Origin of the sequence: Conexibacter stalactiti, from assembly GCF_033542075.1 — a bacterium.
Lineage (GTDB): Bacteria > Actinomycetota > Thermoleophilia > Solirubrobacterales > Solirubrobacteraceae > Conexibacter > Conexibacter stalactiti.
In genome coordinates, this window is the sequence record NZ_JAWSTH010000036.1 from 1 (window position 1) to 24,764 (window position 24,764).

Annotated in this window: 23 protein-coding genes, 1 tRNA gene and 1 pseudogene; 10 read left to right on the forward strand and 15 right to left on the reverse strand. The window is 73.2% G+C overall.

All coding sequences use genetic code 11. From position 1 onward, the window contains the following. Positions 1-947, forward strand: a pseudogene (locus tag R7226_RS14585) (hypothetical protein); the annotation flags it as partial. A 49-nt stretch (positions 948-996) separates the two neighbouring features. Continuing rightward, complete coding sequence (locus R7226_RS14590; RefSeq protein WP_318597908.1) at positions 997-1,377, forward strand: hypothetical protein; 381 nt, start codon at positions 997-999, stop codon at positions 1,375-1,377. A 45-nt stretch (positions 1,378-1,422) separates the two neighbouring features. Here R7226_RS14590 and aspS read toward each other — a convergent pair whose 3' ends face one another. The 8 genes from aspS to R7226_RS14630 form a co-directional block, all read right to left on the reverse strand. Continuing rightward, positions 1,423-3,207 (reverse strand): aspartate--tRNA ligase, encoded by a 1,785-nt coding sequence (aspS, locus tag R7226_RS14595; protein ID WP_318597909.1) that lies wholly within the window; start codon positions 3,205-3,207, stop codon positions 1,423-1,425. Continuing rightward, on the reverse strand, positions 3,204-4,463 hold the full coding sequence (gene hisS / locus R7226_RS14600; RefSeq protein WP_318597910.1) for a histidine--tRNA ligase: 1,260 nt from the start codon (positions 4,461-4,463) through the stop codon (positions 3,204-3,206). Before hisS ends, aspS begins: the two co-directional genes overlap by 4 nt. Before the next feature lie 11 nt (positions 4,464-4,474). Continuing rightward, positions 4,475-5,116 carry an MBL fold metallo-hydrolase gene (locus R7226_RS14605; protein WP_318597911.1) on the reverse strand — a complete coding sequence of 214 codons (642 nt, stop codon included), beginning with the start codon at positions 5,114-5,116 and terminating at the stop codon, positions 4,475-4,477. Continuing rightward, positions 5,113-5,514, reverse strand: a complete 402-nt coding sequence (locus R7226_RS14610) for a hypothetical protein (RefSeq protein WP_318597912.1) — start codon at positions 5,512-5,514, stop codon at positions 5,113-5,115. The genes R7226_RS14605 and R7226_RS14610 overlap by 4 nt, the downstream gene beginning before the upstream one ends. Positions 5,515-5,572: 58 nt before the next feature. Further along, complete coding sequence (locus R7226_RS14615; RefSeq protein WP_318597913.1) at positions 5,573-6,061, reverse strand: hypothetical protein; 489 nt, start codon at positions 6,059-6,061, stop codon at positions 5,573-5,575. A 62-nt stretch (positions 6,062-6,123) separates the two neighbouring features. After that, the gene (locus tag R7226_RS14620) at positions 6,124-6,669 is read right to left on the reverse strand and encodes a hypothetical protein (protein WP_318597914.1); all 546 of its coding nucleotides are present in this window, start codon (positions 6,667-6,669) and stop codon (positions 6,124-6,126) included. A 61-nt stretch (positions 6,670-6,730) separates the two neighbouring features. Continuing rightward, on the reverse strand, positions 6,731-7,633 hold the full coding sequence (locus tag R7226_RS14625; protein ID WP_318597915.1) for a hypothetical protein: 903 nt from the start codon (positions 7,631-7,633) through the stop codon (positions 6,731-6,733). Continuing rightward, positions 7,630-8,574, reverse strand: coding sequence for an aminopeptidase (locus R7226_RS14630; protein WP_318597916.1), 945 nt, complete (start codon positions 8,572-8,574; stop codon positions 7,630-7,632). The genes R7226_RS14625 and R7226_RS14630 overlap by 4 nt, the downstream gene beginning before the upstream one ends. Positions 8,575-8,606: 32 nt before the next feature. Between R7226_RS14630 and R7226_RS14635 the strand changes: the two genes are divergently transcribed. After that, positions 8,607-9,467, forward strand: coding sequence for an aldo/keto reductase (locus tag R7226_RS14635; RefSeq protein WP_318597917.1), 861 nt, complete (start codon positions 8,607-8,609; stop codon positions 9,465-9,467). A gap of 42 nt (positions 9,468-9,509) precedes the next feature. Continuing rightward, positions 9,510-10,694 carry a saccharopine dehydrogenase family protein gene (locus tag R7226_RS14640; RefSeq protein ID WP_318597918.1) on the forward strand — a complete coding sequence of 395 codons (1,185 nt, stop codon included), beginning with the start codon at positions 9,510-9,512 and terminating at the stop codon, positions 10,692-10,694. Here the strand turns inward: R7226_RS14640 and R7226_RS14645 are convergent. Continuing rightward, complete coding sequence (locus tag R7226_RS14645; protein WP_404827848.1) at positions 10,691-11,275, reverse strand: DNA-3-methyladenine glycosylase I; 585 nt, start codon at positions 11,273-11,275, stop codon at positions 10,691-10,693. The genes R7226_RS14640 and R7226_RS14645 overlap by 4 nt on opposite strands. Positions 11,276-11,309: 34 nt before the next feature. Between R7226_RS14645 and R7226_RS14650 the strand changes: the two genes are divergently transcribed. After that, on the forward strand, positions 11,310-12,056 hold the full coding sequence (locus R7226_RS14650; protein ID WP_318597920.1) for a response regulator: 747 nt from the start codon (positions 11,310-11,312) through the stop codon (positions 12,054-12,056). Here R7226_RS14650 and R7226_RS14655 read toward each other — a convergent pair. The 3 genes from R7226_RS14655 to R7226_RS14665 form a co-directional block, all read right to left on the reverse strand. After that, positions 12,053-15,100, reverse strand: coding sequence for a hybrid sensor histidine kinase/response regulator (locus tag R7226_RS14655; protein WP_318597921.1), 3,048 nt, complete (start codon positions 15,098-15,100; stop codon positions 12,053-12,055). The two genes, R7226_RS14650 and R7226_RS14655, sit on opposite strands and share 4 nt — an antisense overlap. Next, positions 15,097-15,465: a response regulator gene (locus R7226_RS14660; RefSeq protein WP_318597922.1), complete on the reverse strand. Its 369-nt coding sequence runs from the start codon at positions 15,463-15,465 to the stop codon at positions 15,097-15,099. Before R7226_RS14660 ends, R7226_RS14655 begins: the two co-directional genes overlap by 4 nt. Before the next feature lie 240 nt (positions 15,466-15,705). Further along, positions 15,706-15,779: transfer RNA gene (locus R7226_RS14665), tRNA-Met, on the reverse strand. 48 nt (positions 15,780-15,827) lie between these two features. On the opposite strand from R7226_RS14665, the gene R7226_RS14670 reads away from it, so the two are divergent. After that, positions 15,828-16,295 (forward strand): group III truncated hemoglobin, encoded by a 468-nt coding sequence (locus R7226_RS14670; protein WP_318597923.1) that lies wholly within the window; start codon positions 15,828-15,830, stop codon positions 16,293-16,295. Positions 16,296-16,314: 19 nt separating this feature from the next. On the opposite strand, the gene R7226_RS14675 is transcribed toward R7226_RS14670, so the two are convergent. Together R7226_RS14675 and R7226_RS14680 are read right to left on the reverse strand one after the other, a co-directional pair. Continuing rightward, on the reverse strand, positions 16,315-19,962 hold the full coding sequence (locus R7226_RS14675) for a M36 family metallopeptidase (RefSeq protein WP_318597924.1): 3,648 nt from the start codon (positions 19,960-19,962) through the stop codon (positions 16,315-16,317). Positions 19,963-20,097: 135 nt separating this feature from the next. Next, positions 20,098-20,844, reverse strand: coding sequence for an acylphosphatase (locus R7226_RS14680; protein ID WP_318597925.1), 747 nt, complete (start codon positions 20,842-20,844; stop codon positions 20,098-20,100). Positions 20,845-20,939: 95 nt separating this feature from the next. Between R7226_RS14680 and R7226_RS14685 the strand changes: the two genes are divergently transcribed. The 4 genes from R7226_RS14685 (at position 20,940) to R7226_RS14700 (ending at position 24,136) form a co-directional block, all read left to right on the forward strand. Continuing rightward, the gene (locus tag R7226_RS14685) at positions 20,940-21,929 is read left to right on the forward strand and encodes an LLM class flavin-dependent oxidoreductase (protein WP_318597926.1); all 990 of its coding nucleotides are present in this window, start codon (positions 20,940-20,942) and stop codon (positions 21,927-21,929) included. Between the two features lie 12 nt (positions 21,930-21,941). Next, positions 21,942-22,547: a TetR/AcrR family transcriptional regulator gene (locus tag R7226_RS14690; protein ID WP_318597927.1), complete on the forward strand. Its 606-nt coding sequence runs from the start codon at positions 21,942-21,944 to the stop codon at positions 22,545-22,547. Positions 22,548-22,625: 78 nt separating this feature from the next. After that, a complete protein-coding gene (locus tag R7226_RS14695) occupies positions 22,626-23,381 on the forward strand; it encodes a hypothetical protein (protein ID WP_318597928.1) in 756 nt (251 codons plus the stop codon). Next, a complete protein-coding gene (locus R7226_RS14700; RefSeq protein ID WP_318597929.1) occupies positions 23,378-24,136 on the forward strand; it encodes a hypothetical protein in 759 nt (252 codons plus the stop codon). The genes R7226_RS14695 and R7226_RS14700 overlap by 4 nt, the downstream gene beginning before the upstream one ends. Here the strand turns inward: R7226_RS14700 and R7226_RS14705 are convergent, their stop codons facing one another. Next, positions 24,137-24,748 carry a TetR/AcrR family transcriptional regulator gene (locus R7226_RS14705; RefSeq protein ID WP_318597930.1) on the reverse strand — a complete coding sequence of 204 codons (612 nt, stop codon included), beginning with the start codon at positions 24,746-24,748 and terminating at the stop codon, positions 24,137-24,139. Positions 24,749-24,764: the final 16 nt, after the last annotated feature.

The window sequence follows — 24,764 nt, forward strand, 5'->3', positions numbered from 1 at the left end:
CGGGCGCCGGCGGCGCTGCCGGTGCGCAGAGCGGCGGCCCCGGCGGAGCCGGCGGCCAGGTGCCGGGCGGTTGCGTCGGCAGCGCCGGACCAGCCGGCGACGCGGGCACCTCGTTGTACGGCGGGGACGGCGGCGGCTACGGTCCGCCGCCGATCGGCGTCACGCGGCTCGGCGGGGACGGCGGCGAGGGCCGCTTCGGCGGTGGCGGCGGCGGTGCCGCGGCGACCTGTGACGGCGACCAGGCCGCCGGCGCGGGCGGTGGCGGCGGCGGGTCCAACCTCGTGCCGGCGGGTGGATCGCAGGCGCTCAGCGATGCCGATTTCGTCGCTCCGGGCGTGCGCTGGTTCGTCGAGATCGAGAGAGTCGCGCCGACGATCGCGATCGCGGCGCCGATCGACGGCGCGGTCTACTCGGTCGGCGCGGCGGTCAGAGCCGACTACGCCTGCGCGGACGAGGCCGGCGGTGCCGGCATCGCGTCGTGCGCCGGTCCGGTCGCGTCGGGCGCGCCGCTGGACACCGCCTCCGCGGGCGTGAAGGAGTTCACCGTCAGCACCCGAGACGCCGCCGGCAACACGGCGACGAAGACGGTCAGATACACGGTCGAGGCGCAGGCACCGAGACCGCCGCTGCCGGCCGCTGTGAGAGGGCTGCGCGCCAGCGCCGCAGCGCTGCGCTTCACACTCTCGGCAGCGTCAAAGCTGACGGTGAAGGTCGAGCGGCGCAAGCCCGGCAGACGCGCGCGATGGCTGGCCGTCGGCACGCTGGAGCGTGACGGCAGAGCCGGCGCCAACACGGTCGGACTCGGCGGCAGAGTCGGCAAGCGCAGGCTCGGCCCCGGCAGCTACCGCGTCACGGTGACGCCGGCCGGCAGAGGCGCCAAGCCGGTCAGCGCGACGTTCACCGTGAGAGCGGCGAGAAGAGCGAGAAGCGGCAGACGGAGAGGGTGAGCAGGCCGCGGCGCGTCGCAGGCTCGCCATCCGCGATGATCCGGTCTCGATGCCCGCCCTGCCCGACCCGCTCGACCGCCTGCTCGCCCCGCTGCGGGCGAGCGTCGGGACGCTGCCGTCCGTTTGGGTCGTCGGCGGCGCCATCGCGGTCGCGATCGCCGGCTCGGCGGTGCTCGGCAGCGGCCCCGGCCTCGCGGTCGAGCTGGCCTGCCTCGCGGTCGTCCTGCTCTACTGCGCGTTGCGGCCGGCCGACGGGCTGACGGTGCTCGGCCTCGCCGTGCTGCCGGCGGCCGTCAGCGCGATCATCGGCGACGGCTTCGACATTCCGCGTTGGACGGTTGCCGTGCCGGTCGCCGTGCTCGCGCTGGTCGCGCTCGCCGCGCAGGATCGCGACGACCGCAGAGCGCGCGGCGGCGAAGCCGCCGCGTAGCGCGGACAGTTCGGCGCCGGCGCGCTGCCCGGAGGCCGGCGGCGCTCAGGCGCTGGCCGGCGCCTTGAAGGCAGTGACTCTGAGGCCCAGCTCTCTCAGCTGCGGCGCGTCGACCGGCGCGGGCGCGCCGGTCAGCGGGTCGCTGCCGCTGGCGGCCTTCGGGAAGGCGATCACGTCGCGAATCGAGTCGCGGCCGGCGAGCAGCGTCACGATGCGGTCGACGCCCATCGCGATGCCGCCGTGCGGCGGGGCGCCGTATCTGAACGCGTCGATCAGGAAGCCGAAGCGCGACTGCGCCTCGTCGGCGCTGATCCCCAGCAGCGACAGCACCTTCTGCTGCACCTCCGGAGTGTTGATGCGGATCGATCCGCCGCCGATCTCGGAGCCGTCGAGGACGAGGTCGTAGGCGCGCGACTCGAGCTTGCCGGGATCGCCGTCGAGGTCGCCGGTCGGCGCCGTGAACGGGTGGTGGAGCGCGTTCCAGTTGCCGTCGTCGTCCTGCTCGAACATCGGGAAGTCGACGATCCAGAGGATGTCGTGGCGGCCCTCGGGCACGAGCCCGAAGCGGTCGGCGAGGTCGAGCCGCAGCGCGCCGAGCGACTGCGCGGCGACGCTCGCTCTGTCGGCGACGATCAGCAGCAGGTCACCGGGCGAGCCGTTCAACGCGCCCGTCACGGCCGCGATCTCCTCGGCCGAGAGCGCCTTCGCGACCGGCGAGCGCCACGTGCCGTCCTCCTGCACGAACGCCCACACGAGGCCCTTCGCGCCGTGCTGTCTGGCCAGCTCGGTGAGGATGTCGAGCTCTCTGCGCGGCAGCTCGCGCGCGCCGGCGTTGAGCCCGCGGATCACGCCGCCACCGGCGAGCGCGCCGGCGAAGACCTTGAACTCGGTCCCCTCGAAGTGCGCGCCGAGGTCGCTGATCTCCAGCCCGAAGCGGGTGTCGGGGCGGTCGGAGCCGAACCGCAGCATCGCCTCCGCGTACGACATCCGCGGCCAGGCGGGCGGCGCGACGGGGAAGTCGGTGGCGGCGAAGATCGCGCCCATCACCGACTCCATCGTCTCGATCACGTCGTCCTCGGCGACGAACGACATCTCGAGGTCGAGTTGGGTGAACTCCGGTTGGCGGTCGGCGCGCGTGTCCTCGTCGCGGAAGCAGCGGGCGATCTGGTAGTAGCGCTCGTAGCCGCCGATCATCAGCAGCTGCTTGAACAGCTGCGGCGACTGCGGCAGCGCGTAGAAGGAGCCCGGGTCGATCCGCGCCGGCACGAGGTAGTCGCGCGCGCCCTCGGGCGTCGAGCGCGTCAGCACCGGCGTCTCGATCTCGAGGAAGTCGCGCTCGGTCAGCACGTTGCGCATCGTGTGGACGACCTGGTGGCGCAGCTTCAGCGCCTCCTGCAGCGGCGTGCGGCGCAGGTCGAGCGCGCGGTGGCGCAGGCGCAGCGTCTCGTCGACCGGGCCGTCCTCGTCGATCGGGAACGGCGGGGTCTCAGCGGAGGCGTGGACGATCAGCTCGTCGACGAGCAGCTCGACCTCGCCGGTCGGCAGGTTCGGGTTGACGTTCTCCTCAGACCGCCGCACGACGGTGCCGACCGCCGTCAGCACGTGCTCGGAGCGAAGCGCGTGCGCCAGTCTGTGGGCCTCGGGCGCGCGGTCGGGATGAAAGGTCAGCTGGACGATGCCGGAGCGGTCGCGCAGGTCGATGAAGATCAGCCCGCCGTGGTCGCGGCGGCGATGGACCCAGCCGGCGACGCGCGCCGGCTGGTCGGCGCGGGCGCCGGTCAGCTCTCCTGCCCACGCGTCTCGATAGGCGTTCGCGCGCGGAGTCTTCATGCCAGCGTCTTTCCCTTTCGGAGCACCAGCGGGATCGCCCGCTGCAGTTCGATCTCGTCTTGCTCGCCGCTTTCCAGGTCCTTCAGCGAGACGGTCGTGCCGTCCTCGCCGACGATCGCGAGCGAGCGGGCGCCGATCCGCGACGCCTGCTTCAGCTGCCCCTTCAGCGAGCGCCCGGCCAGCTCCAGCTGCGCGGAGAGGCCGGCGCGGCGCGCCTCCAGCGCCAGCTCGAAGCCGGCGCGGCGGCCGGCGTCGCTGGTGTGCGCGACGAAGAGGTCGACGACCGGCGCGGCATGCGGGTGCTCGTGGCCGGCGAGCAGGATCCGCTCGACGCCCGCGCCCCAGCCGATCCCGGGCGTCGGCGGGCCGCCGATCTGCTCGATCAGGCCGTCGTAGCGGCCGCCGCCGCCGACGCCCGACTGGGCGCCGAGCGCGTCGGAAGTGAATTCGAAGAGCGTGCGCGCGTAGTAGTCCAGCCCGCGCACGAGCGTCGGGTCGACCTCGTAGGCGAGGTCGGCGCCGTCGAGCAGCGCGCGCACCTCGGCGAAGTGGTCGGCGTCCTCGCCGGTCAGGCGGTCCAGCAGCAGCGGCGCGCCGGCCATCACCTCGCGCGTGCCGGGATGGTCGGCGTCGAAGGCGCGCAGCGGGTTGAGGTCGATGCGGTCGCGCACCTCCTGCGACAGCCTGTCCTCGTGCGTGCGCAGGTACTGCTGCAGCTCCGCTCTGTAGTCGGCGCGCGTCTCCGGCGTGCCGAGCGAGCCGAGCCGCAGCCGAACGCCCTGCACGCCGAGCGCGTCGAGCAGCTCGGCCAACAGCAGGATCGACTCGGCGTCGACGGCCGGCTCGGCCGAGCCGATCGCCTCGGCACCGACCTGCCAGAACTGGCGGTAGCGGCCGGCCTGGGCGCGCTCGTAGCGGAAGAAGCTGGAGAAGTACCAGAGCTTCACGGGCTGCGGCAGCTTCTGCATCCCGTGCTCGAGATAGGCGCGCGCGATCGGCGCGGTCCCCTCCGGGCGCAGCGTGACGGAGCGGCCGCCGCCGTCCTCGAAGGTGTACATCTCCTTCTGGACGATGTCGGTCGAGGCGCCGACGCCGCGCGCGAACAGCTCGGTCGACTCGAAGGTCGGCGTCTCGATGCGGCGGTAGCCGGCGGCGCTGAGGATCTTGCGCGCGGCGCGCTCGACCTCGTAGCGGCGGGCGGCGTCGTCGGGCAGCACGTCGTACGTGCCGCGCGGGGCTTGGAGCTTCTGAGCCATCGGCGCGGAGACTACGCGACGAGGTCTTGGAGGAACGGGTTGGTCGCGCGCTCGGTGCCGAGCGTCGTGATCCCCATGTGGCCGGGATGGACGACCGTCTCGTCGGGGAGCGCGTCGAGCAGCCCGGCGATCGAGCGCAGCAGCGTCTGGTGGTCGCCGAACGGCAGGTCGGTGCGGCCGATCGAGCCCTGGAACAGCACGTCGCCGGAGAAGATCGCCTGCTCGGCCGGCAGCGACCAGGTGACGTGGCCCGGGCTGTGACCGGGCGTGAAGATCACGTCGAAGTCGAGCCCGGCGAGCGAGATGCTCTCGCCGCCGCTGACGAGGTGCTCGGGATCGTGGTTCTCGAACGGCCCGAAGCCCGGCCACGGGACGTATCTCATGACGTCGAGCATCACCTCGCGCTCGAGCGCCGGGCACCAGACCGGGGCGCCGGTCGCGCGCGCCAGCGGCGCGACCGCGCCGACGTGGTCGAAGTGCGTGTGCGTGAGCAGGATCGCGTCCAGTCTCACGCCGAGCTGGTCGATCGCGCCGAGCAGCCGCTCGGCTTCGTCGCCTGGATCGAAGATGACGGCGCTCTCAGCGCCCTGCTGCCGCACCAGGTAGCTGTTCTCCTGGACCGGCCCGACCGTGAAGGCGGCGACTTCGATCACGCCGCGTCGTCTCTCTTGACCGGCGCGCGCGCCTGCAGCTTCTTCGCCTGGCGACGGCGATAGATGAAGAGGTCGGTGTAGTAGCCCATCGGCACGTACACGGCGAGCATGAAGACGGCGATGAAGATCTTGCCCGTCAACGGCTGATCTCTGAAGAAGACGACCAGCAGCAGGAAGAAGAAGAGCGTCGCGACGGCGGCGCGCTGGAGCGCGCCTCTCCACGTCGGCGGCGTGTCGAGCCGCTGCAGCCGTCTGGCCCGGGCGTCGAGCTTCGCGTTGCCGCCCTTGGCGCCGCGCTCGTCCTCGTTCAGTCTGCGGCCGGTGCGCCCGCGCGCCTCGACCTGGCCGGCCGCGTTGCCGCGGTGCTTCGTCTGCCGCTTCTTCTTGGTCTGTGCCATTGGTACTCAGGAGATTAGAGGCTGTGGGGCTGTAAGGCCGCGTGAGGCGCGCGGCCGCTCACGAGCCGATCAGGAACGACGTCTCCAGCCGACGGCGGGCGTCGAGGATCCGCTCCGCCTGTGCTCTCAGCTCCGACTGCGCCGCTCTGACCGCGCCGGGTCCCTCCTCCCGCGCCTGCCGCGCGACGCGCCGCAGCGATGCGGCCTGGTCGGCGACCGCTCGATGCAGGACGGCGACGAGGTCGGCGATCGACGAGGGTGGCTCGATCGCGGCCAGCGCGGCCGCCTGCTCGGCGCTGCGGCCGGCGAGCGCGGCGAGCTGCTCCCCCAGCTCCTCGTCGGTGTCGAGCCGCGCGTGGATCAGCAGGAACTCGAGGTCGATGCGCTCCTGCGCCATGTCGGGCCGGATCGCGGCATAGGCGTCGGCGGTCGCCAGCCGCCGCGGCGGGTTCTCCTCGTCGCGACCGAAGCCGGTCGCGGCGGCCGCGATCGAGACGCCGAGCAGGGCGACAAGCAGTCCGAGGAGGGCGGCGGAGCGTGCGGACATCCCACTCCACCGTACGCCCGCGGGCAAGTGCCCGGATCAGGCGGTGCTCGAGCGGCGGGCGCTCAGCTGGCCGCGGGCGCGCAGTCGACCAGCACGCTGTCGGACAGCAGCGCGAACGTGTCGCGCTCGCCGCGCACCTCCGCGTCCAGCCGCGGGATCTCTGGCGCGCCGGGGCCGAGGTCGCGCATCCGCGTGAGGCTCTCGTGCAGCGCTCTGGCCGAGGCGTTCAGGCGCCCGACGGTGCGCCGGCAGGCGGCCGCGCCGGCCGTGCTCTGCTCGTCGGTCGCCGTCGCCGCCTCGATCGCGCCGAAGGCGTCGTCGACGCACTCGGCGCCGTCCTCGCTCTGGCCGGCGTGCAGCAGCGACGCGCATCTGCCGACGGCGTCGACGAACTGGTCGGCGGCGTAGGAGAAGTCAGCCGGCGTGCTCTGCGACGCGATCCCGGCGACGTGCGCGGTGGCCGGACCGGCGTCGGCCTCGGCGTCGTCGCTGTCAGCGCGCCCGCCGAGGACGATGCTCGCGCACGCGAGCAGCAGGACCATGCCGCCCACGACGAACACCGCCTGACCCGTCGCCGTCTGCCTCGCGAACCACGCCTTCAGATCCATTCACGCCTTCCGTCGTCCTTGACGCGGGCACTGTAGTCGACGGTGAGGCGCCCGCGCCGGATCAATCGCCGCGGCTCAACGCTCGTTCGATCAGGTGGCGCTCGGGCACGAAGCCGGGGATCGCGAGATCGGGCGGGAAGCCGTCGAAGGCGGCCTGGGGCGCGAGCGCGACCAGCTCGGCGGCGGCGAGCGGGGCGCGCGCCGCGATCGCGGCGACGACCTCGCGCAGCGGTGTCAGGTCGGGCCGCTCGACGTTCATCGAGACCTGGATCTGCCCGGCCCGCTCCAGCTCCAGCCCGATCGCGCGCAGACCAGGCATCCCGGCCGGACCGCCCTCGCGGATCGCGGCGGCGATCTCGCGCGCCTGCGCGAGCGTCGCGGGCGGCGCGAGCGTGACGTTGAAGGCGACCAGCGGCGGGCGCGCGGCGACGAGCGTCGTGCCGCCGGTCGGGTGCGGCTCCGGCGGCCCGAAGTCGCTCCGCAGCTCCCCGGCGGCGAGCCGCCGCGCCAGCTCGGCCGGTCCGCCGCGGCGGATCTGCGCACGCGTGCGGCCGTCGGCGAGCAGGCCGTACAGCAGCACCGGGAGTCCCTCGCGCGCGAGCAGGTCGGCGGCGAGCAGCGCCTCGGCGCAGGCGGCGCCGCGGTCCTCCTCGCGCAGGAAGACGACCGGCGCGACGTCGAGCGCGCCGACGTGCGGGTGGACGCCGTCGTTGGCGCGCAGGTCGATCCGGGCGAGCGCCGCGCGCGCCCCGGCCGCCAGCGCGGGCGCGAGCTGCCCGGGCGGCCCGGCGAGCGTCACGACCGAGCGGTTGTGGTCGGGGTCGCGGTGGACGTCGAGCAGCCGCACCCCGACTCCCCCGCTCGCGAAGGCGGCGGCGATCGCGTCGATCGCCGCGTCGTCGCGGCCCTCCGAGACGTTCGGGACGGCGAGCAGCGTCGGCGCCGAGGCGCCGGCTTCGCTCACAGCACCCATCTGCCGGCGTCGAGCACGCGCGTGCTGCCGACGTCGAGCGTCGGGTCGAGCACGACGACGTCGAGGTGGATCGGGACCGAGACGGTGCCGCCGATCCCCATGCTCGCGCCGAAGGCGACGTGGACGGTGCCGAGGATCTTCTCGTCCTCGAGGATGTTGCCGGTCAGCGTCGCGGCGTCATTGGTGCCGATGCCCAGCTCGGCGATGTTGGTGCCGTTCGGGCCGTGCTTGGAGAGGCGCTCGAAGAAGTCGGGGCCGAGCGGGCCGTTGGCGGCCGTCAGGTGACCGTCGGCGACGGTCAGGATCACCGGCTCAGGCGAGATCCCCAGCGGCGCCAGCGAGGAGGCGACCAGCTCGCCGCTGCCGCTCAGCGGCGAGATGAAGCCCTCGCCGGCCGGCAGGTTTCCGAAGGTGCCGGCTCTCGTCATCTCGCCGATGTCGGCCATCCCCTTGCGGCCGCTGAGGTCCATCCGCAGGTCGGAGCCGCGCGGGCAGGTCAGGTGGGCTTCGTCGGAGGCGCTCAGCAGCTCCGTGACGGCGAGCGTGCGCTCCTTCATCGCGGCGAAGTCAACCGACATCACACGAGCGATCATGTCGGCGGTCGCGCCCGGCAGCGTCGCGCCGCGCGAGCCGTTGTCGTTCGACGCCTTGCGCGCTCTCGTGTGCGACAGCGAGCGCGAGGTCGGCGCCAGGTAGACGTCGCAGGCGAGCAGCGCGGCGGCGATCGGCGGGGGCGGCTCGGTGCCGTCGTTGTCGCGCTCGTCCATCAGCGCGAGGACCGCGTCGGCGCCGTGACGTGCCGCCATGTCGCGCATCGCCTCCGCCAGCTCGCGCGATCTCGGATCGCCTATGACGAGCACGTTCTCGCCGTGTCTCACGTCGAGGCAGCGCTCCATCACGGTGATCAGGGCACGTTCAAGGTCGTCGCTCATCGGCGCAAAGTAGCAGGGGTATGTTCCACGGCATGAGCACGACTGCGGCAGCATCAGGGACGTTCAAGATCGGCGGCGACCTCGAGGTCACGCGCCTCGGCTTCGGCGCGATGCGCATCGTCGGCGAGGGCACGTGGGGCGAGCCGCGCGACCGCGACGAGGTGCTGCGCGTGCTGCGCCGCCTGCCTGAGCTGGGCGTCGACTTCGTCGACACCGCCGACTCCTACGGGCCGTTCGTCTCCGAGGACCTGATCGCGGAGGGCTTGAGTCCGTACGGCGGCGGCACGATCGTCGCGACGAAGGGCGGTTTCACGCGCCAGGGGCCGGGCCAGTGGCGGCCGGTCGGGCGGCCCGAGTACCTGCGCCAGTGCCTGCTGATGTCGCTGCGGCGGCTGCGCGTCGAGCGGATCGACCTGTGGCAGCTCCACCGCATCGATGCGAAGATCGACCGCGCGGAGCAGTTCGCCGAGCTGAAGGCCTTCCAGGAGGAAGGGCTCGTGCGCCATCTCGGCCTCTCCGAGGTGACCGTCGAGGAGATCGAGGCGGCGCGCGAGGTCTTCCCCGTCGCGACCGTGCAGAACAGATTCAACCTCGCCGACCGCGGCTCCGAGGAGGTGCTCGACTACTGCACGCGCGAGGGGATCGGCTTCATCCCTTGGTTCCCGCTCGCGGCCGGCTCGCTCGCGCAGCCGGGCGGCGTCGCCGACGAGATCGCGCAGGCGCACGGCGCCAGCACCGGCCAGGTCGCGCTCGCGTGGCTGCTGGCGCGCAGCCCCGTGATGCTGCCGATCCCCGGCACCAGCTCGGTCGCGCACCTGGAGGAGAACGTCGCCGCCGCCGAGCTGACGCTGAACGAGGAGGAGCTGGCGCGGCTCAGCGCGGCGGAGGCGTAGAGCCGGCGCGCCGCGGCGACTGATCGGCGTAGGGTTGGCTGCATGGCCAGTTCTCGGCAGGATCGTCCGTATGACGTCGTGCTGCTCGGCGCGACCGGCTTCACCGGCGCGCTGACGGCGGAGTACCTGGCGGGGGCGGCCGCGCGCGCCGCGGCCGCCGGCGAGCCAGCGACCCGCTGGGCGCTTGCGGGCCGCAACAGCGAGAAGCTGGCGGCGCTGGCGCAGCGGCTCGGCGTCGACGTGCCGCTGCTGCACGCCGACGTCGACGATCCCGCCTCGCTGCGCGAGCTGGCCGAGTCGACGCGCGTCGTCGCGACGACCGTCGGCCCCTACATCCGCTACGGCGAGCCGCTCGTCGCCGCCTGCGCGGCGGCCGGCACCGACTACGCCGACCTGACCGGCGAGCCGGAGTTCGTCGACCTGATGTACGTCAGACATCACGCGACCGCCGTTGAGAACGGTGCGCGGATCGTCCACTGCTGCGGCTTCGACTCGATCCCGCACGACCTCGGCGCGCTCTTCACGGTGCAGCAGCTGCCGGAGGGCCAGCCGCTGAGGGTCGCCGGCTACGTGCGCGCGGGCGCGAGAATGTCGGGCGGCACGCTCGACTCGGCGCTGACCGCCTTCTCGCACATCCGCTCCTCGGCGCAGGCCGCCTCTGCCCGCCGCAAAGCCGAAGGCCGGCCCGACGGCCGCCGCGTCCACGGCGACCGCGGCGTGCCCAAGCACGTCGGCGGCGCCGTCGGCTGGGCGCTGCCGCTGCCGACGATCGACCCGCAGATCGTGCTGCGCTCGGCGCGCGCGCTCGACCGCTACGGCCCCGACTTCAGCTACGGCCACTACGCCGCCTTCCGCAAGCTGCCGATGGCGGTCGGCGCCGGCGTGACGCTGCCGTCGCTGGTGCTCGCCGCGCAGCTCTCCCCCGTGCGCAAGGCGCTCACCTCGCGGCTCGGCTCCGGCCAGGGGCCGAGCGAGGAGGAGCGCGCCAAGAGCTGGTTCAAGGTCCGCTTCGAGGGCTCGGCTGCTGACGGAACGCAGGTCGTGACCGAGGTCGCCGGCGGCGATCCCGGCTACACCGAGACGGCGAAGATGCTCGCCGAGTCGGCGCTCTGCCTCGCCCACGACGCGCTGCCCGAGCGCGCCGGCCAGCTCACCACGGCGGTCGCCATGGGCGACGCTTTGCGCGAGCGGCTGCAGCGCGCCGGCATGACCTTCCGGGTGGTCTAGCTGAGGACTTCCTGCCGCGCGCGCTCGACGAGCGGGCGCGTCGGGCAGGCGGCGAGGTGGTCGTTGACGACACCGCAGGCCTGCATCGCCGCGTAGGCCGTCGTCGGGCCGACGAAGCGGAAGCCATGGCTCTTGAGCGCCTTCGCGAGCGCTCTCGACTCCGTCGTCGTGGCCGGCAGGCCGCTGAGCCCGTCGGCGCCGTCGCCCGCGCGCTCGGGCGCGAAGCTCCACAGCAGCTCGGCGAGGTCGATCCCGGCGGCGCGCAGCTCCAGCACGGCGCGCGCGTTGGCGATCGTCGCCTCGATCTTCATGCGGTTGCGGACGATCCCGGCGTCGGCCATCAGGCGGGCCACGTCGTCGTCGCCGAACTGCGCGACCAGCTCGGGATCGAAGCCGGCGAAGGCGGCGCGGAAGCCCTCGCGCTTGCGCAGGATCGTGATCCACGCGAGCCCGGACTGGAACGCCTCGAGGCTGATCCGCTCGTAGACGGCGCGCTCGTCGCGCACCGGAAAGCCCCACTCCTCGTCGTGATAGCGCTCGTAGAGCGGGTTGCCGTCACCGAAGCAGCGCATGGCGGTCATCCTGGCAGGCGGCGGCGATGGAACAATTGCAGGCGTGACGGAATCGGTCGTGCCCGAGGAGCTCGCGGAGCTGTGGGAGGAGCTGCGCCCCGCCGTGCTCGTGCAGGTCGCCGCGGTGCGTGCCGCGGTCGCCGCGCTGCACGCCGGCCCGCTGCCGGCGGAGGCGCGAGAGCAGGCGCGCACCGACGCCCACCAGTTGGCCGGCTCGCTCGGCTCCTTCGGGTTCGACGCCGCCGGCCGCGCGGCACGGACGCTGGAGCTGCGCTTCAAGGCCGGGCCGGCGAGCGAGGAGGCGCCGGAGCTGGACGCGCTCGTGCGCGAGCTGGCCGAGCAGCTCGATCCGCTGCCGACGCCGCAGCCCGCGGCGCCGCGGGAGCCGGCGACGCACGAGGCGCCCGGACCATCCCGTGTCGACGTCGCGCTCGTCGAGGACGACGAGGTGCTCGCAGCGCTGGCGCTGCACGCACTCGGTGCGCGCGGCTGGACGACGCGCTGGATCGCCGACGGCGAGCGGGCGCTGCGGGAGCTCGGCGGCGCCCGCCCGGCGTTGCGACCACGCCTGCTGCTCGTCGATTGGGAGCTGCCGTCGCGCAACGGTCCCGAGCTGCTGCGCGCGCTCGCCAGCGACGGCTCGCTGACCGACGTCGCCATCGTGATGACGACCGGCCATGGCGGCGAAGAGGCGGTCGCCGAGGCGCGGGCGCTCGGCGCGGCGCACCTCGCCAAGCCGTACACCGTCGCGCGGCTGGTCGAGACGGTGCGGGCGCGGCTCGCACCCTAGTGCTGCGAGCGCAGCCGCTCCAGCTCGACCTGCGTCGAGCCGAACAGGTCGACGATCTCGTCGACCCTGCCGGACGGGTCGTCGATCGCGCCGGAACGGGCCGCGTGCTCCAGCTCCTCGCTGAGCCTCGCGAGCCTCATCGCACCGATGCTCGCGCTGGCGCTCTTGAGCGTGTGGGCCGTGCCGCGCAGCGCCTCGATGTCGCCGACCTCGACGGCGGCGCGCAGCTGCGCGATCAGCGCCGTCCCCTCCTCCTCGTGCAGGTCGATCAGCAGTTGCGCGAGCGCGGCGTCGCCGGCCGTCGCCGCGTCGAGCCGCTCCGGGTCGACGATCGGCTCGTCGGCCGGGTCGCGACCGTCGTCGAAGAGGCCGTGGCCGTTGCGCGTGGCGGCGGCCGGCGTGCCGGCGAGCACGCGCGCGATGTCCTCGCGCGCGACCGGCTTGGTGAGGAAGTCGTCCATCCCCGCGGCGAGGCAGGCGTCGCGATCTTCGACGAAGGCGTTGGCCGTCATCGCGACGATCCGCGGCTGGCGCTCGGGCTCCAGCTCCATGCGGATCCGGCGGGTCGCCTCCAGCCCGTCGAGGTTCGGCATCTGCACGTCCATCAGCACGAGGTCGTACTCCTGCCGATGGACCGCGTCGACCGCCTCGGCGCCGTCGGCGGCGACGTCGACGCGGTGGCCGAACCGCTCCAGCGTCGCGATCGCGACCTGCTGGTTGACGAGGTTGTCCTCAGCGACGAGGATCCGCAGCGGCTGGCCGAGCAGCGGCGGCGCCGGCGCCTCGACGTCGGCGGCGGCCGGCGAGGGTGCGTCGCCCGCGACGGATGCGGCGATCGCGTTGCGCAGCGTCGCCGGCTTGACCGGCTTCGAGAGCGTCGCGGCGAGGCGCCCGCGGGCGATCGACGGATCGACGCCGCCGATCGAGCTGAGCAGCACGATCGGGAGCGTGAATCCGGTCGCCTCGGCGAGCGCGTCGGCCAGTCTGATGCCATCCATCTCGGGCATCGCCATGTCGAGGATCGCGACGTCGAACCACTCGCCGGCTGAGATCAGCGCGAGCGCGTCGACTGGCCGCTCGAAGCAGACGGCCTCCATCCCCCAGCCGGTCAGCTGCGCCTGCAGCAGCTCGCGGTTGACGGCGTTGTCGTCGACGACGAGCGCGCGGCAGCCCTCCAGGAACTCCGGTATGTCGGCGAGCACCGGATCGGGACCGGGCAGGCGCGGCAGCGTCACGTCGATCGCGAAGGTCGAGCCGATGCCGACGCTGCTGTCGACGGTGACGATCCCGCCCATCGCCTCGATCAGCCGCTTGCTGATCGCGAGGCCGAGGCCGGTCCCGCCGTACTTGCGCGTGATCGACGCGTCGACCTGGGTGAACGACTGGAAGAGGGTCGCCAGCCTGTCGGGCGGGATGCCGATCCCGGTGTCGCGCACCTCCAGCAGCAGCCGCGCGCGCTCCTCGCCGGCATCGGCGATCAGCGTCTCCAACCGCCCGTGGATCGTGACCGAGCCGCGGTTGGTGAACTTGACCGCGTTGGAGAGGAAGTTGATGAGGATCTGCCGCAGGCGGGTCGAGTCGCCGACGAGACGGGTCGAGCCGTCGGTCTCCAGCAGGTAGCCGAGGTCGAGCTCCTTCGCGGCCGCCTGCGGCGCGAGCAGGTCGAGCGAGGACTCGATCACCTCGCGCAGCGCGAACGGATGCGACTCCAGCTCCAGCTTGCCGGACTCGATCTTCGAGAAGTCGAGGATGTCGTTGATGATCGCCAGCAGCTGGTCGCCGCTCATCCGCACCGTCTCGACGTGCTTGCGCTGATCGGCGTCGAGCGGGCTGTCGCGCAGCAGGCTGGTCATTCCGACGATCGCGTTCATCGGCGTGCGGATCTCGTGGCTCATCGTCGCCAGGAACGACGACTTCGCCTGCGCCGCCGCCTCCGCCTCGTCGCGCGCCCGCTCGATCTCCGCCTGCGCTCGGCGCACGTCGGTGATGTCGCGGATGAAGCGGCTTATCACCAGCTCGTCGCCGATCCGCGCCGCCGCGATCGTCACCTCGACCGGTATCTCGTGACCGTCGGAGTGCGTCGCGACGTCGGCGATGCGGGCGCTGAAGACCGACGGATCGCCCGTGCTCGCGTAGCGGGCGAACGCCTCCTCCTGATGGGCCCAGACCTTCGGCGGCACGCGCTCGCGCGGCGAGACCTGCCCGACGACCTCTGCGGAGGTCAGCCCGAGCAGCTCCTCCGCGCGCGGGTTCCACTCGCGCACGACCCCGGCGCCGTCCATCACGACGAGCGCGTCGAGCGAGGACTCGACGACGACGCGGATGCGCGCCTCGCTGGAGGCGAGCTGCGCGGTGCGCTCCTCGACCCGCGCGCGCAGGCGCTCGTTGGAGCGCCGCAGCGCGCGGCGGTTGTGCGAGACCGACCATGCGAGGCCGCCGAACAGCAGCACGAATATCGCCCCGATCCCGAGCTTGAGCAGGTCGGCGCGCTGCCTGTCGGCGTCGGAGCGGCGCGCGACGAGCGCGACGGTCTGGGCGTTTCTGGCGCGCAGGTCGTCGATCGTCGCGGCGACCGCGCGTCGCTGCGGCGTGCTCGCGCGCGGCGTCAGCGCCGGGCCGAGGTCGGCGCGGAAGGCGTGGATCGCGGCGGCGAGCGCGGCCATCTCGGAGCGCACCTCGTCGTCCTCGACGCGGCCGAAGGAGCGGTCGCCGCCGCGCAGACCGGCGGCGCCGCGCAGCTGCGCCTCGGCGTCGCGCACGCGGTCGAGGATCAGGTCCTCGTTCTGGACCTCGGGGAAGCCGGCGGCGGCGTCGTGCAGCGCGACGCTGGCCTGGGCGAGGTCACGGCCGACGTGCTGGGCGACGAGCACCGAGCGGGTGTGGTCACGTTCGGCGGCCAGCGTCGAGCTGAAGATCCACAGGACCGCGGCGAGCGTGACGGCGCCGAGCAGCAGGATCAGCAGGACGGTGCGGTCGAGCCCCAGCCGTGCGGCGAGCGCGGGGCGGTCCTCGCGCGGCTGCTGCGGCTGCGGGCCGGTGCTCATGCGCGCGCGGCTCCCTCGGCGTCCGCGACGGCGGCGAGCAACCTCGCCGGGGTGAACGGCTTCTGCACGTAGCCGTCGGCCGGCGGCAGCTCGGCGGCGTCGAGCCCGGAGACGAAGACGACCGGCGGCGTGGCGGGGCCGTGGCGGCGGCGCAGCTCCTCCAGCACGGCGGCGCCGTCCATGTCGGGCAGCAGCGCGTCCAGCAGCACGACGCTCGGCGCGACCGTCGCGCCGACCTCCGCGAGCGCGTCGGACGCGCGCTCGAAGGCATGCACCTCGCGGCCTGCGCGCGTGAGGATCGCCTCCACCAGCCGTCGTATCACGAGCGAGTCGTCGATCACGACGATCGGCTCCGTTGGGGTCACCCTGCCTCCAGCTTGGTCTTCGTGCCTGCCGACGACCGCCCGCACGGCCGTCGTCCATCTGTGTTCTTCCCGTCTTACCGGGGTTCGTCAACGCGCAACCGCCAAGTCGGGAAGAGCTGACCTCAGACCCGGCATGGAAGTTCCATCGGCTGTCAGCGCACCGCCCTCAAGGGCGAGCGCGCGCCAGCTTCCGCCCGCAAACGAAAGAAGCGCCAGCTCGCGGTGAGCCGGCGCTTCGGATACCTGGGGGGAGACTCGAACTCCCGACCTCAGCATTATGAGTGCTGCGCTCTAACCAGCTGAGCTACCCAGGCGCGGGGCGCCGAAGGATAGCGGAGCGCGGCCGCTGCCATAGTGAAGGCATGGACACGAGCGAACGGCCACGCGACATCGAGGATCGCGCCGACTGCGAGCGACTGGTGCGCGCCTTCTACGGTCGCGCGCTGGAGGACCCGGTGATCGGCTTCATCTTCACCGACGTCGCGAGACTGGACCTGGAGGAGCACCTCCCGGTGATCGCCTCCTTCTGGGAGACGATCCTGCTCGGGGCACGCAGCTACGGCGGCGGCGCCTTCGCCCCGCACGTGGCGCTGCACGCGCGGGTCGGGCTGAAGGCCGGTCACTTCGAGCGCTGGCTGTCGCTGTGGCGCGCGACCGTCGACGAGCTGTTCGCGGGCGAGCGCGCCGAGCTGGCCAAGAGCCACGCCGAGCGCGTCGCGGCCGCCTTCCAGGGGCGGCTGGCGACGTGGCCGACGGCGCAGCCGTCGGTGCCCGGCCCGAGCGGCCTGCCGCTGACGATGCACGGCGAGCGGCCGGCCGGCGACCGCTGAGGGCGCGGCGTCCAGCGGCCTACTTCACGCTGAAGCGGACCACCGCGGTCGCTCTGTTGCCGGCCGCGTCGACCGCCGTCAGCGTCGCGCTGTAGCTGCCCTTCGCGAGCCCGCCGCCCGGCAGCTTCAACGTCGCGGCCCCGGCGCGCGCGAGCGTCGCTCTCGCCGTCGCCGCCGCGACCTGCCGCGTGCAGCTCGTCGCCCCTCTCGGCCGGCGGCGCGGCACCGCGACGCAGCGTCTGCCCGATCTGATCCCGGGTGCCGAGCGCGTCACCGTCGCGGTCACGCGCGCCGGCTCCGAGAGCGCGAGCGCGATCGTCACGGCGCGTCGTCTGGCGCCCCGCTTCGCCTTCGCGACCGTCACCCGCGGTCTGGGCGTGAAGCGCGGCGCGGCCGTGTCGCGCGGCGGAAGCGGCGACGGTGGCAGCACCTGCGGCCCCGGACCGGGCGCGGGCGGCCCGCTGCCGCCGGGCGGCTGCGGCGCCGTCGTGAAGCTGCGGTCCTCGCCGGCGACCGCGACCTGCCCGCCCTCGCGGACCGTCTCGACGCGGTAGTGGTAGGTCGTGCTCGGCGCGAGGCCGGCGAGCGCGGCGCCCGCGGCGACCGCCGCGTCGCCGGCGCCGGCGTCGACCACCGGCGTCGTGGCGCCGTATGCCGTCGTCGTCCCCCACGCGAAGCGCATCCCGGTCGCGCGGCCGTTCGGCGTGACGCTCCCGGTCACCGTCGCGGCGTCGTGCGCGACCGCCGCGGCGACGCTCGTCTGCGCCGCCGGGATCTCCAGCCGGCCGCACGACGCCTGCGGGCTGTCGACGCCCCAGCTGCGCAGCGTGCCGGCGTCGAGTCTCGCGTGGTCGCTGATCCGCAGCGTCCACGTCCCGGCGACCGGATGGCCGTTGAAGGCGTCGAGCGCGTTCGCCGTCTGCGGTCGCACACGGCCGCTGATCGTCGCGCCGTTGGCGGTCGGCAGGACCGCCGCGGCGTCGGAGTCGAAGATCGCGTCGCGGATGTCGATGCCGCTGAAGCTGCCGGGCCCGTCGCCGGCGGCGTTGGGAAGGCTGTCGATCACGACCGCAGTGACGCCGTCGTGGATCAGCTCGATCGTCAGGTCGCCGACGTAGCTGTGACGCAGCCAGCCGATCCGCAGGTCGACGTCGTCCGCGACGCCGCCGGCGGGCACCTCGAAGGTCGCGGTCGCGACCCCGGGTCTGCCGGCAGCGCCGTCAGGGATCGGCACGACCGCGCTCGACGTCGAGCGCGGGTCGAGCGTCAGCTGCGCCGTCGCCGACCCCGCGCTTGAGCTGATCGCAATCGTCAGCGGCACCGCCGCCTTGCAGGCGCCGGCGGCGAGCCGCCCCGAGAACGGTGTCGCGTTGACGGCGGTTCGCCCCGCTCCCAGCTGCGGCCACGCCGCCGTCGGCGCGACGGTCGTCAGCGCCGGGTTGCCGGAGGCGAGCGTCCCAGTCACTCCCGCGAGGTCGGCGAAGCTCATCGCCATGACCGGCTGATGCAGCTCGAACAGCTCGCCGGGCTCGATCATGCCGTCGTTGTCGCCGAGCGGATAGGGATCGGTCACGACGGCATCGCCGCCGAGCCGCAGGCCCGAGGGCGCCGTCGCGTAGCCCTCGGTCGGCGTTGACGACGCGCTGCTCGGCGTTCTCGCGTCGGAGCCCATGCCGCGCGCGGCGAACAGTCTCCACAGTCTCGCGTAGTGGTCGTCGGCGGCGCCCGGGGCCGAGCGCATCGCGCCCGCCTGCTGGAGGATCGCGTCGCGCATGTCGAGCATCGAGGGGTTGTCGACCGACAGTCGCATCCCGCCGGTGACCAACGCCAGCGCCGCGTCGCGACCGAGCGCGGTGCGGATCTCCCACAGCAGCTCGGCCCAGACCTCGCCGCCGTTGTGCGGCGTTCTGTTCTCCGTCAGCGCGAGATCGCCGTAGGTGTAGCCGCCGGCGACAGGACTGCCGACGACGAAGTAGCCGTTGCACGCCGGGGTCGTGCCGGCCGGGTCGACGGGGCAGTCGGCCGGCTTCGCGCGCACTCCGCCGGGGCCGACCGCGTACTCGCCGACGGTCAGCTCACCCGGCGCCGGCGTGTCGATCACGGCGCCCTCGGCGACGAGCAGGTCGAGCGCATAGAAGTCGCTCCATGCCTCCCCCATCATCCGGCCCTGCAGCGAGCTGAGCGTCGAGGCGCCGGAGGCGTTGACGACCAGCCGGTTGCTGAGGCCATGCCCGTACTCGTGGTAGACGATGTCGGCGACGTCGCCGCCGTTGACGTTGCGCGGCTGGAAGAGGTACATCTGCATCCGCGGTGCCTCGCCGTCGGGCGGCGTCGAGAAGTTCGCGTTGTTGAAGCCCTCGCCGTCGTTGACCTCGGCGCGCACGTAGTCGCCGCCCCAGCCGGCTCTCGTCCCGTTCTCGCGCTGGAAGTTGCCGGAGGCCTCGTCGAAGCCGATCGGCGCCTGCGCGAGGTGGTCGTGGAAGCGGCTCGTCAGCACGTGCACGTTGGCGCCGACCTGCAGCTGGTTGGCCGCGGCGGTCAGGATGTCGGCTCTGTTCCACGTGCAGCCGCTCGCCGCCGGGCACGGCGCGGCGCCGGGGAAGCTCGTGATCGGCGTGTAGAGCCAGTCGGGCGCGGCGGGCGTGCCGCCGTTGGCGGCGATCTGCACGCGCGCGCCGCCTTCCTCGGCGCCGGCGATCGGATCCTCGTCTCTGGGGTCGACGTAGGTGCGCGCGTACTGGCCCCACAGGCGCGTGCCGCCGCTGTGCTGGTCGTACCACGCCGGCGGCATCGTGATCTGCGTCTGCGTCGGCGTCGCGTCCGGGTCGACGGCGAAGTACCTCGCCGCGCCCAGCTCGTGGGTCAGGCTCTGGCGCCGCAGCAGCTCGCCGTCGTCGGCTCCGACGAGCACGTCGTAGAGGTGCCCGTCGCCGTCGTCGGCGATCACGCTCCACGCCAGCCGCGGGCCGTCCGCGGTCGCGCTCCAGCGCAGCACCGCCCGCTCGCCGCCGGCGAAGCTGGTCGTGCGCGACGGGCCGGGCTTGACGGAGGTCGTGGGCGGAAGCGGCGCGCGGCCGTCGACCGCCGCGCGCGCTTCGCGCAGGCCGTCGGTCGCGTCGAGCGCGGGCACGGGGTCGCCGGCCGGCAGCTCTGCGCCTGGGACGGGCGCGCCGGAGACGTTGATCAGGCGGCCGTCGGCGGTCACGTGGCCGTCGATCCCGCTGTCGAAGGCGAGCACGCCGTCGAGCACCTGGTTGAAGCGCAGGTGCGTGATGCCGTCGGGGCTGACGCTGCGCGCGACCAGTTGGAGCTGGGCGAGGTCGTCGGCATCGAGGCCGAAGACGGCGCGCCGGTCGCGGACCCAGTCGAGCACGATCTGCTCGGGGTCGGCCGTCGATGGCGCCGTCAGCAGGCCGTCCGGGCGGCCGACGTAGGCGACGCCGCCGCTCTTGGCATCGGTCTCGACGCTGCCGAGCGCGCCGAGGGCGGTGTCGAGGCGATCGCGCGCGACGCGCGTCTGGTGCGGGACCGGCGCGCGCTCGGCGGCGCGCCGGTCGACGTTGGGGAGCTGCTCCCCGTGGTCGTGCTGGTGCTGGACGGCGGCGGCCGGTGCCGCGGCGACGACGGCGAGCAGTCCTCCAAGTGAGATGGCGATCCGTGCGCGCACAGCGTCCTCCGGGTTCTGGGTCTGCGACCCTGGCGCCGCGGCACTCTACCGGTCGGACGATCGCGCGCACCGCTTTTCGTAGAGCGCCCGTGCGCCTCCTCACGCGGGGTGAGGGTCAAGGCACGGTGTCTCGGCTCACCCGACCTCTTCGATCGTCCGCCCGCTGCGGACCGACTGCGGCTGCTCGGCGACGATGTCGGAGCCGGGGCGCGCCTGCTCGTCGCGGCGCTTGATCAGCAGCCACTGCGGCTTCTCCCCGCCGCGGCCGGTGCGCTGCAGCGCGAAGCCGCCGCGCAGCTTCTCGCCGTGCAGCACGAAGACCGCGTGGCCGCGATCGAGCGCCTCGGGCCACGGCACGCGACCGCCCTGCTCGTAGACGCCGCGATCCCAGATGATCACGCGGCCCTCGCCGAGCGCTCCCTCGACGTCGTTGTGCGCGAGCGCGTGGTCCTCGACCTGTATCGCCATCCGCTTCACCGCCGGATCGAGCGACGGCCCCTTCGGCACGGCCCACGAGCGCATCACGCCGTCGACCTCCAGACGCAGGTCGAAGTGATGCGCGGTCGCGGCGTGCTCCTGCACGACGAAGACGCCGGCGCTGACGCCGCGGATCGCGAACTGCTCGTGGCCCTCGGCTCTCACGCGCTCGACCTCGACGCCCGCGACCGCCGCGCCGCGCGGCCCCTCGCGGAGGAAGTCGACCAGCCCGTCGACCGCGTCCGCCGGCCCCTCGGCATGCACGAGCACGCTGCCGTCATCGCCGTTGCGGACCCAGCCGAGCACGCCGAGCGCGTGCGCCCGCTCGCGCGTCGCCGCGCGGAAGCCGACGCCCTGCACCCCGCCGCGCACCGTCGCGCGGATCGCCGTTCTGTCGCCGCTCATGCCGGCGATCCTAGCCAGCGGCGGCGAGGCTCTGGACCTGATTGGGTGACGGGGCCGCTACGCTGAGTTTCGATGTCCTTCGAACCAAGGCAGCGATGACGCCCCCGCTCTCCGTCCTCGATCTCGTCCCCGTGATGGCCGGTTCGACGCCGCGCCAGGCGCTGCTCGACAGCGCCGACCTCGCGCGCCATGCCGAGCGGCTCGGCTACACGCGCTACTGGGTCGCCGAGCACCACAACATGACGGGGATCGCGAGCGCCGCGACCTCGGTCGTGATCGGCCACCTCGCCGCCGCGACCGAGACGATCCGCGTCGGCGCCGGCGGCATCATGCTGCCCAACCACTCGCCGATGGTGATCGCCGAGCAGTTCGGCACGCTCGCGTCGCTCTTCCCCGGCCGCATCGACCTCGGCCTCGGCCGCGCCCCCGGCACCGACCAGCTGACCGTCCGCGCGCTGCGCCGCGACGTCGGCGCGGCCGCCGCCTTCCCGCACGACGTCCAGGAGCTGCAGGCATTCCTCGGCCCGCTGCAGCCCGGCCAGGCGGTCCAGGCCTTTCCCGGAACCGGCACCGAGGTGCCGCTGTGGATTCTCGGCTCCAGCACCTTCGGCGCCCAGCTCGCCGCGCTGCTGGGCCTCCCCTACGCCTTCGCCTCGCATTTCGCGCCCGACGACCTCGTCCCCGCGCTCGACACCTACCGCGGCACCTTCAGACCGTCGGCGCAGCTCGACAGACCGCACGCGATGGTCGGCCTCAACGTCGTCGCGGCCGACAGCGACGCCGAGGCGCGCCGGCTCTTCACCACCCAGCAGCAGGGCTTCGCCAACCTCTTCCGCGGCAGACCGGGTCCCTACCAGCCGCCGATCGACGACATCGAGGCGTACTGGTCCCCACAGGAGAAGGCGCAGGCGTCGCGGATGCTGGCCTACTCGGTCGTCGGCGGTCCGGAGACGGTGCGCGACGGGATCGCCCGCGTCGTGGAGCAGACCGGCGCCGACGAGCTGATGGTCGTCGGGGCGATCCACGACCACGCCGCGCGCCTGCGCTCCTACGAGATCCTCTCCGAGGTCGCCGGCAGTCAGTAGCGTTCGCGCCGTATGCGCGCACCGACAGCGATACCTCAGCTGCCCGATGGCCCCGGTCACCGCGAGCGGCTGATCGCCGGCCTGGCCGCCTCGATCCGCGAGAAGGGCTACCGCGACACGACGATCACCGACGTCGTCCGCCATGCGCGCACCTCGCGCCGTTCCTTCTACGAGCAGTTCGAGGATCGCGAAGCCTGCTTCCTCGCGCTGCACGACGCGCTCGGCGAGCTGCTGATCGCGCACGTCGCCGCCGCCGTCGACCCGACCGCCCCATGGGAGCGGCAGGTCGAGGTCGCGCTCGGCGCCTACCTCGACGCGACCGCCGCCGAGCCGCAGCTGACCGTCAGCTTCATCCGCGAGATCCCCGGCCTCGGCGACGTCGGCAGCGCCAGACAGCGCGCGGCGCTGGAGAGCTTCACCGCGCTCGTGATGCGGTTGGTCGACACCGACGCGATGCGCAGCTCCGGCGTCGAGCCGGTCTCGCAGGAGACGGCGTTGATGCTCGTCGCCGGCCTGCGCGAGCTGGTCGCCTACACGTTCGACCGCGGCGGCGACCCGGCCGCGCTGCACGGCGTCGCCAGCGAGCTGTTCAAGAACGCGCTGCACGGCACCCGCTGAGCGACTCTGGCCGACGGTCGGAGGCCGCCCCGCCGAAGGTCAGATGTCACCGCGCCGCGAGGCCCATACCGTCGCGGCATGAAGAAGCCCTCCACCCTGTTCGCCGCCATGCTGCTCGCGCTGCTGCCGGCCGCAGCAGACGCCGCCGCCCCGGAAGCCCGCTGGATGGCGACGTTCGAGATGACCCAAGAAGCCGACTGGAAGCTGCCGAGATACACGACGACCAGCGACTGCTTCCACAAGTTCTGGGAGGAGGGCTCCGGCAGCGAGAGATGGCAGATCAAGACGCGCAGACCGGTGAAGGTGCTCGCCTACCGTCTTTCCAAGCAGGTGCCGGTGGCGTTCAAGTACGGCACCTTCGACAGATTCGCGATGGGCGGTGACGGCCTCTTCAGCGCCGGCATGATCGTCCGCAGACAGCACCAGGCGGGCGGCAGCGAGCCCGGCGACTGCGGCGGCGAGTCCGAGGTCTTCGCGCCCGCGAAGACCGACTGCGGCACACGTCTGACGGAGTACGACGTGACGGTCGGGCTCGCGCGCGGCAAGGCCTACTTCTCGACGCAGCAGAAGCACCTCGGACTTACGCCGATGTTCAAGAACTGCAATGTGCAGTGGCCGCCCGACTACGGCGTCGAGGACGGCGCGCCGGCGCCCGCCCGCTACGACGTCGGGGCGCTCCTCAGCGGCCGCCGCACGGTCGTGCTGGCGGGCGCGGCGAAGGCGTCGCAGGTGATCACGAAGAACCCGGGCAGCGGCAAGCTGACGACCAGAGGGTCGATCAGCTGGAAGCTGACGCTGAAGCCGGCCGGCGGGGCCGCGGGAGCGGGCCGTTGAGCGCGCGCCGGATCGCGCTCGCCGCGGCGCTGCTCGCGCTGTCCCTGCTGGCGACCGCGAGCACCGCGGCACCGGCGGCCGTCCCCAAGCAGGCGCGCTGGCTGGCGACGTTCGAGATGACGCAGGAGGTCGCCTGGAGAATGCCGCGCTTCGTCTCCCGCAGCGACTGCTACCACCGCTTCTGGTCCGAGGGCTCCGGCGACGAGAGATGGCAGATCAAGACGCGCAGACCGGTCAAGGTGCTCGCCTACCACCTCTCCAAGAACAACCCGGTCGTCTTCAAGTACGGCAGCTGGGACATGGCCGACATGACCACGAACGGGCTCGACGCGGCCGGCATGCGCGTGCGCAGAATGCACGTGGCGATGGGCTCCTATCCCGGCAGATGCGGCGGTGGCGACGTGACCGATCCGCCGCGCGAGACCGACTGCGGCTCGCGCATCCCCTCCTACGACGTCACGTTCGGCTTCGGTCGCCGCAAGGCGTTCTTCTCCGTCCACGAGAAGGACGAGCAGCCGATCCCGTTCGTCACGTGCATGGTCCAGGGCCCGCCCGACTTCGGCCTCGACGAGCCGGCACCGGCCGGCGCGAGCTTCAGCGCCGCGGCGCTGCTCGCGGGCACGCGCACGGTGGAGATCAAGGGCGCGCTCAGAGACAGAGACGAGATCAGATGGCAGCCTGGGAACGGGCGCACGACCTCGACCGGCTCGATCAGATGGAAGCTGACGCTGACGCCGGCCGGGCGCGGCCGCTGATCAGCCGCCGTCGCGCGCGTCGAGCGGCAGCGGACGCGGGGCACCGGCCGGCACGATCGCGTCGAGCACGAAGGCGACCGCGCGCTGTCGGCGGTCGCCGGGGCGCGCCGGATCGGGGACCTGCATCGCGCCGCCGAGCATGTCGACGAGCAGCAGCGCGTCGTCAAGCCGCAGGTCGGGCCTGACGCGACCGGCCTCCTGCGCCCGTCTCAACGGCTCGTCCATGATCGCGAGGAAGCGCAGACCGACGTCGGCCTTCGCCTCAGCCGCGAGCGCGTTGCGGTTGAAGAGGTCGACGAAGCCGGCGTCGCGCGCGAGCATCTCGACCGTGGCGATCAGCGTGTCGACGAAGGCCGCGGCCGGGTCGACCGTCTCGCTGGCGATCCGCGCAAGCTCCTCGATGTTGTCGTCGAATATCGCCGACACGAGCGCCTCTCGCGTCGGGAAGCGGCGATGGAGCGTCGCGCGGCCGACGCCGGCCTCCCGCGCGATCAGGTCGAGCGGCGCCGTGAGCCCCTCCTCCGCGAAGACCTTGCGCGCGGCGACCAACACCGCGTCGCGGTTGCGCCGGGCGTCTGCCCGCAGCTGATGATCGTCCGTCGTGCTCGCCATGACCAGAAACCAGGAT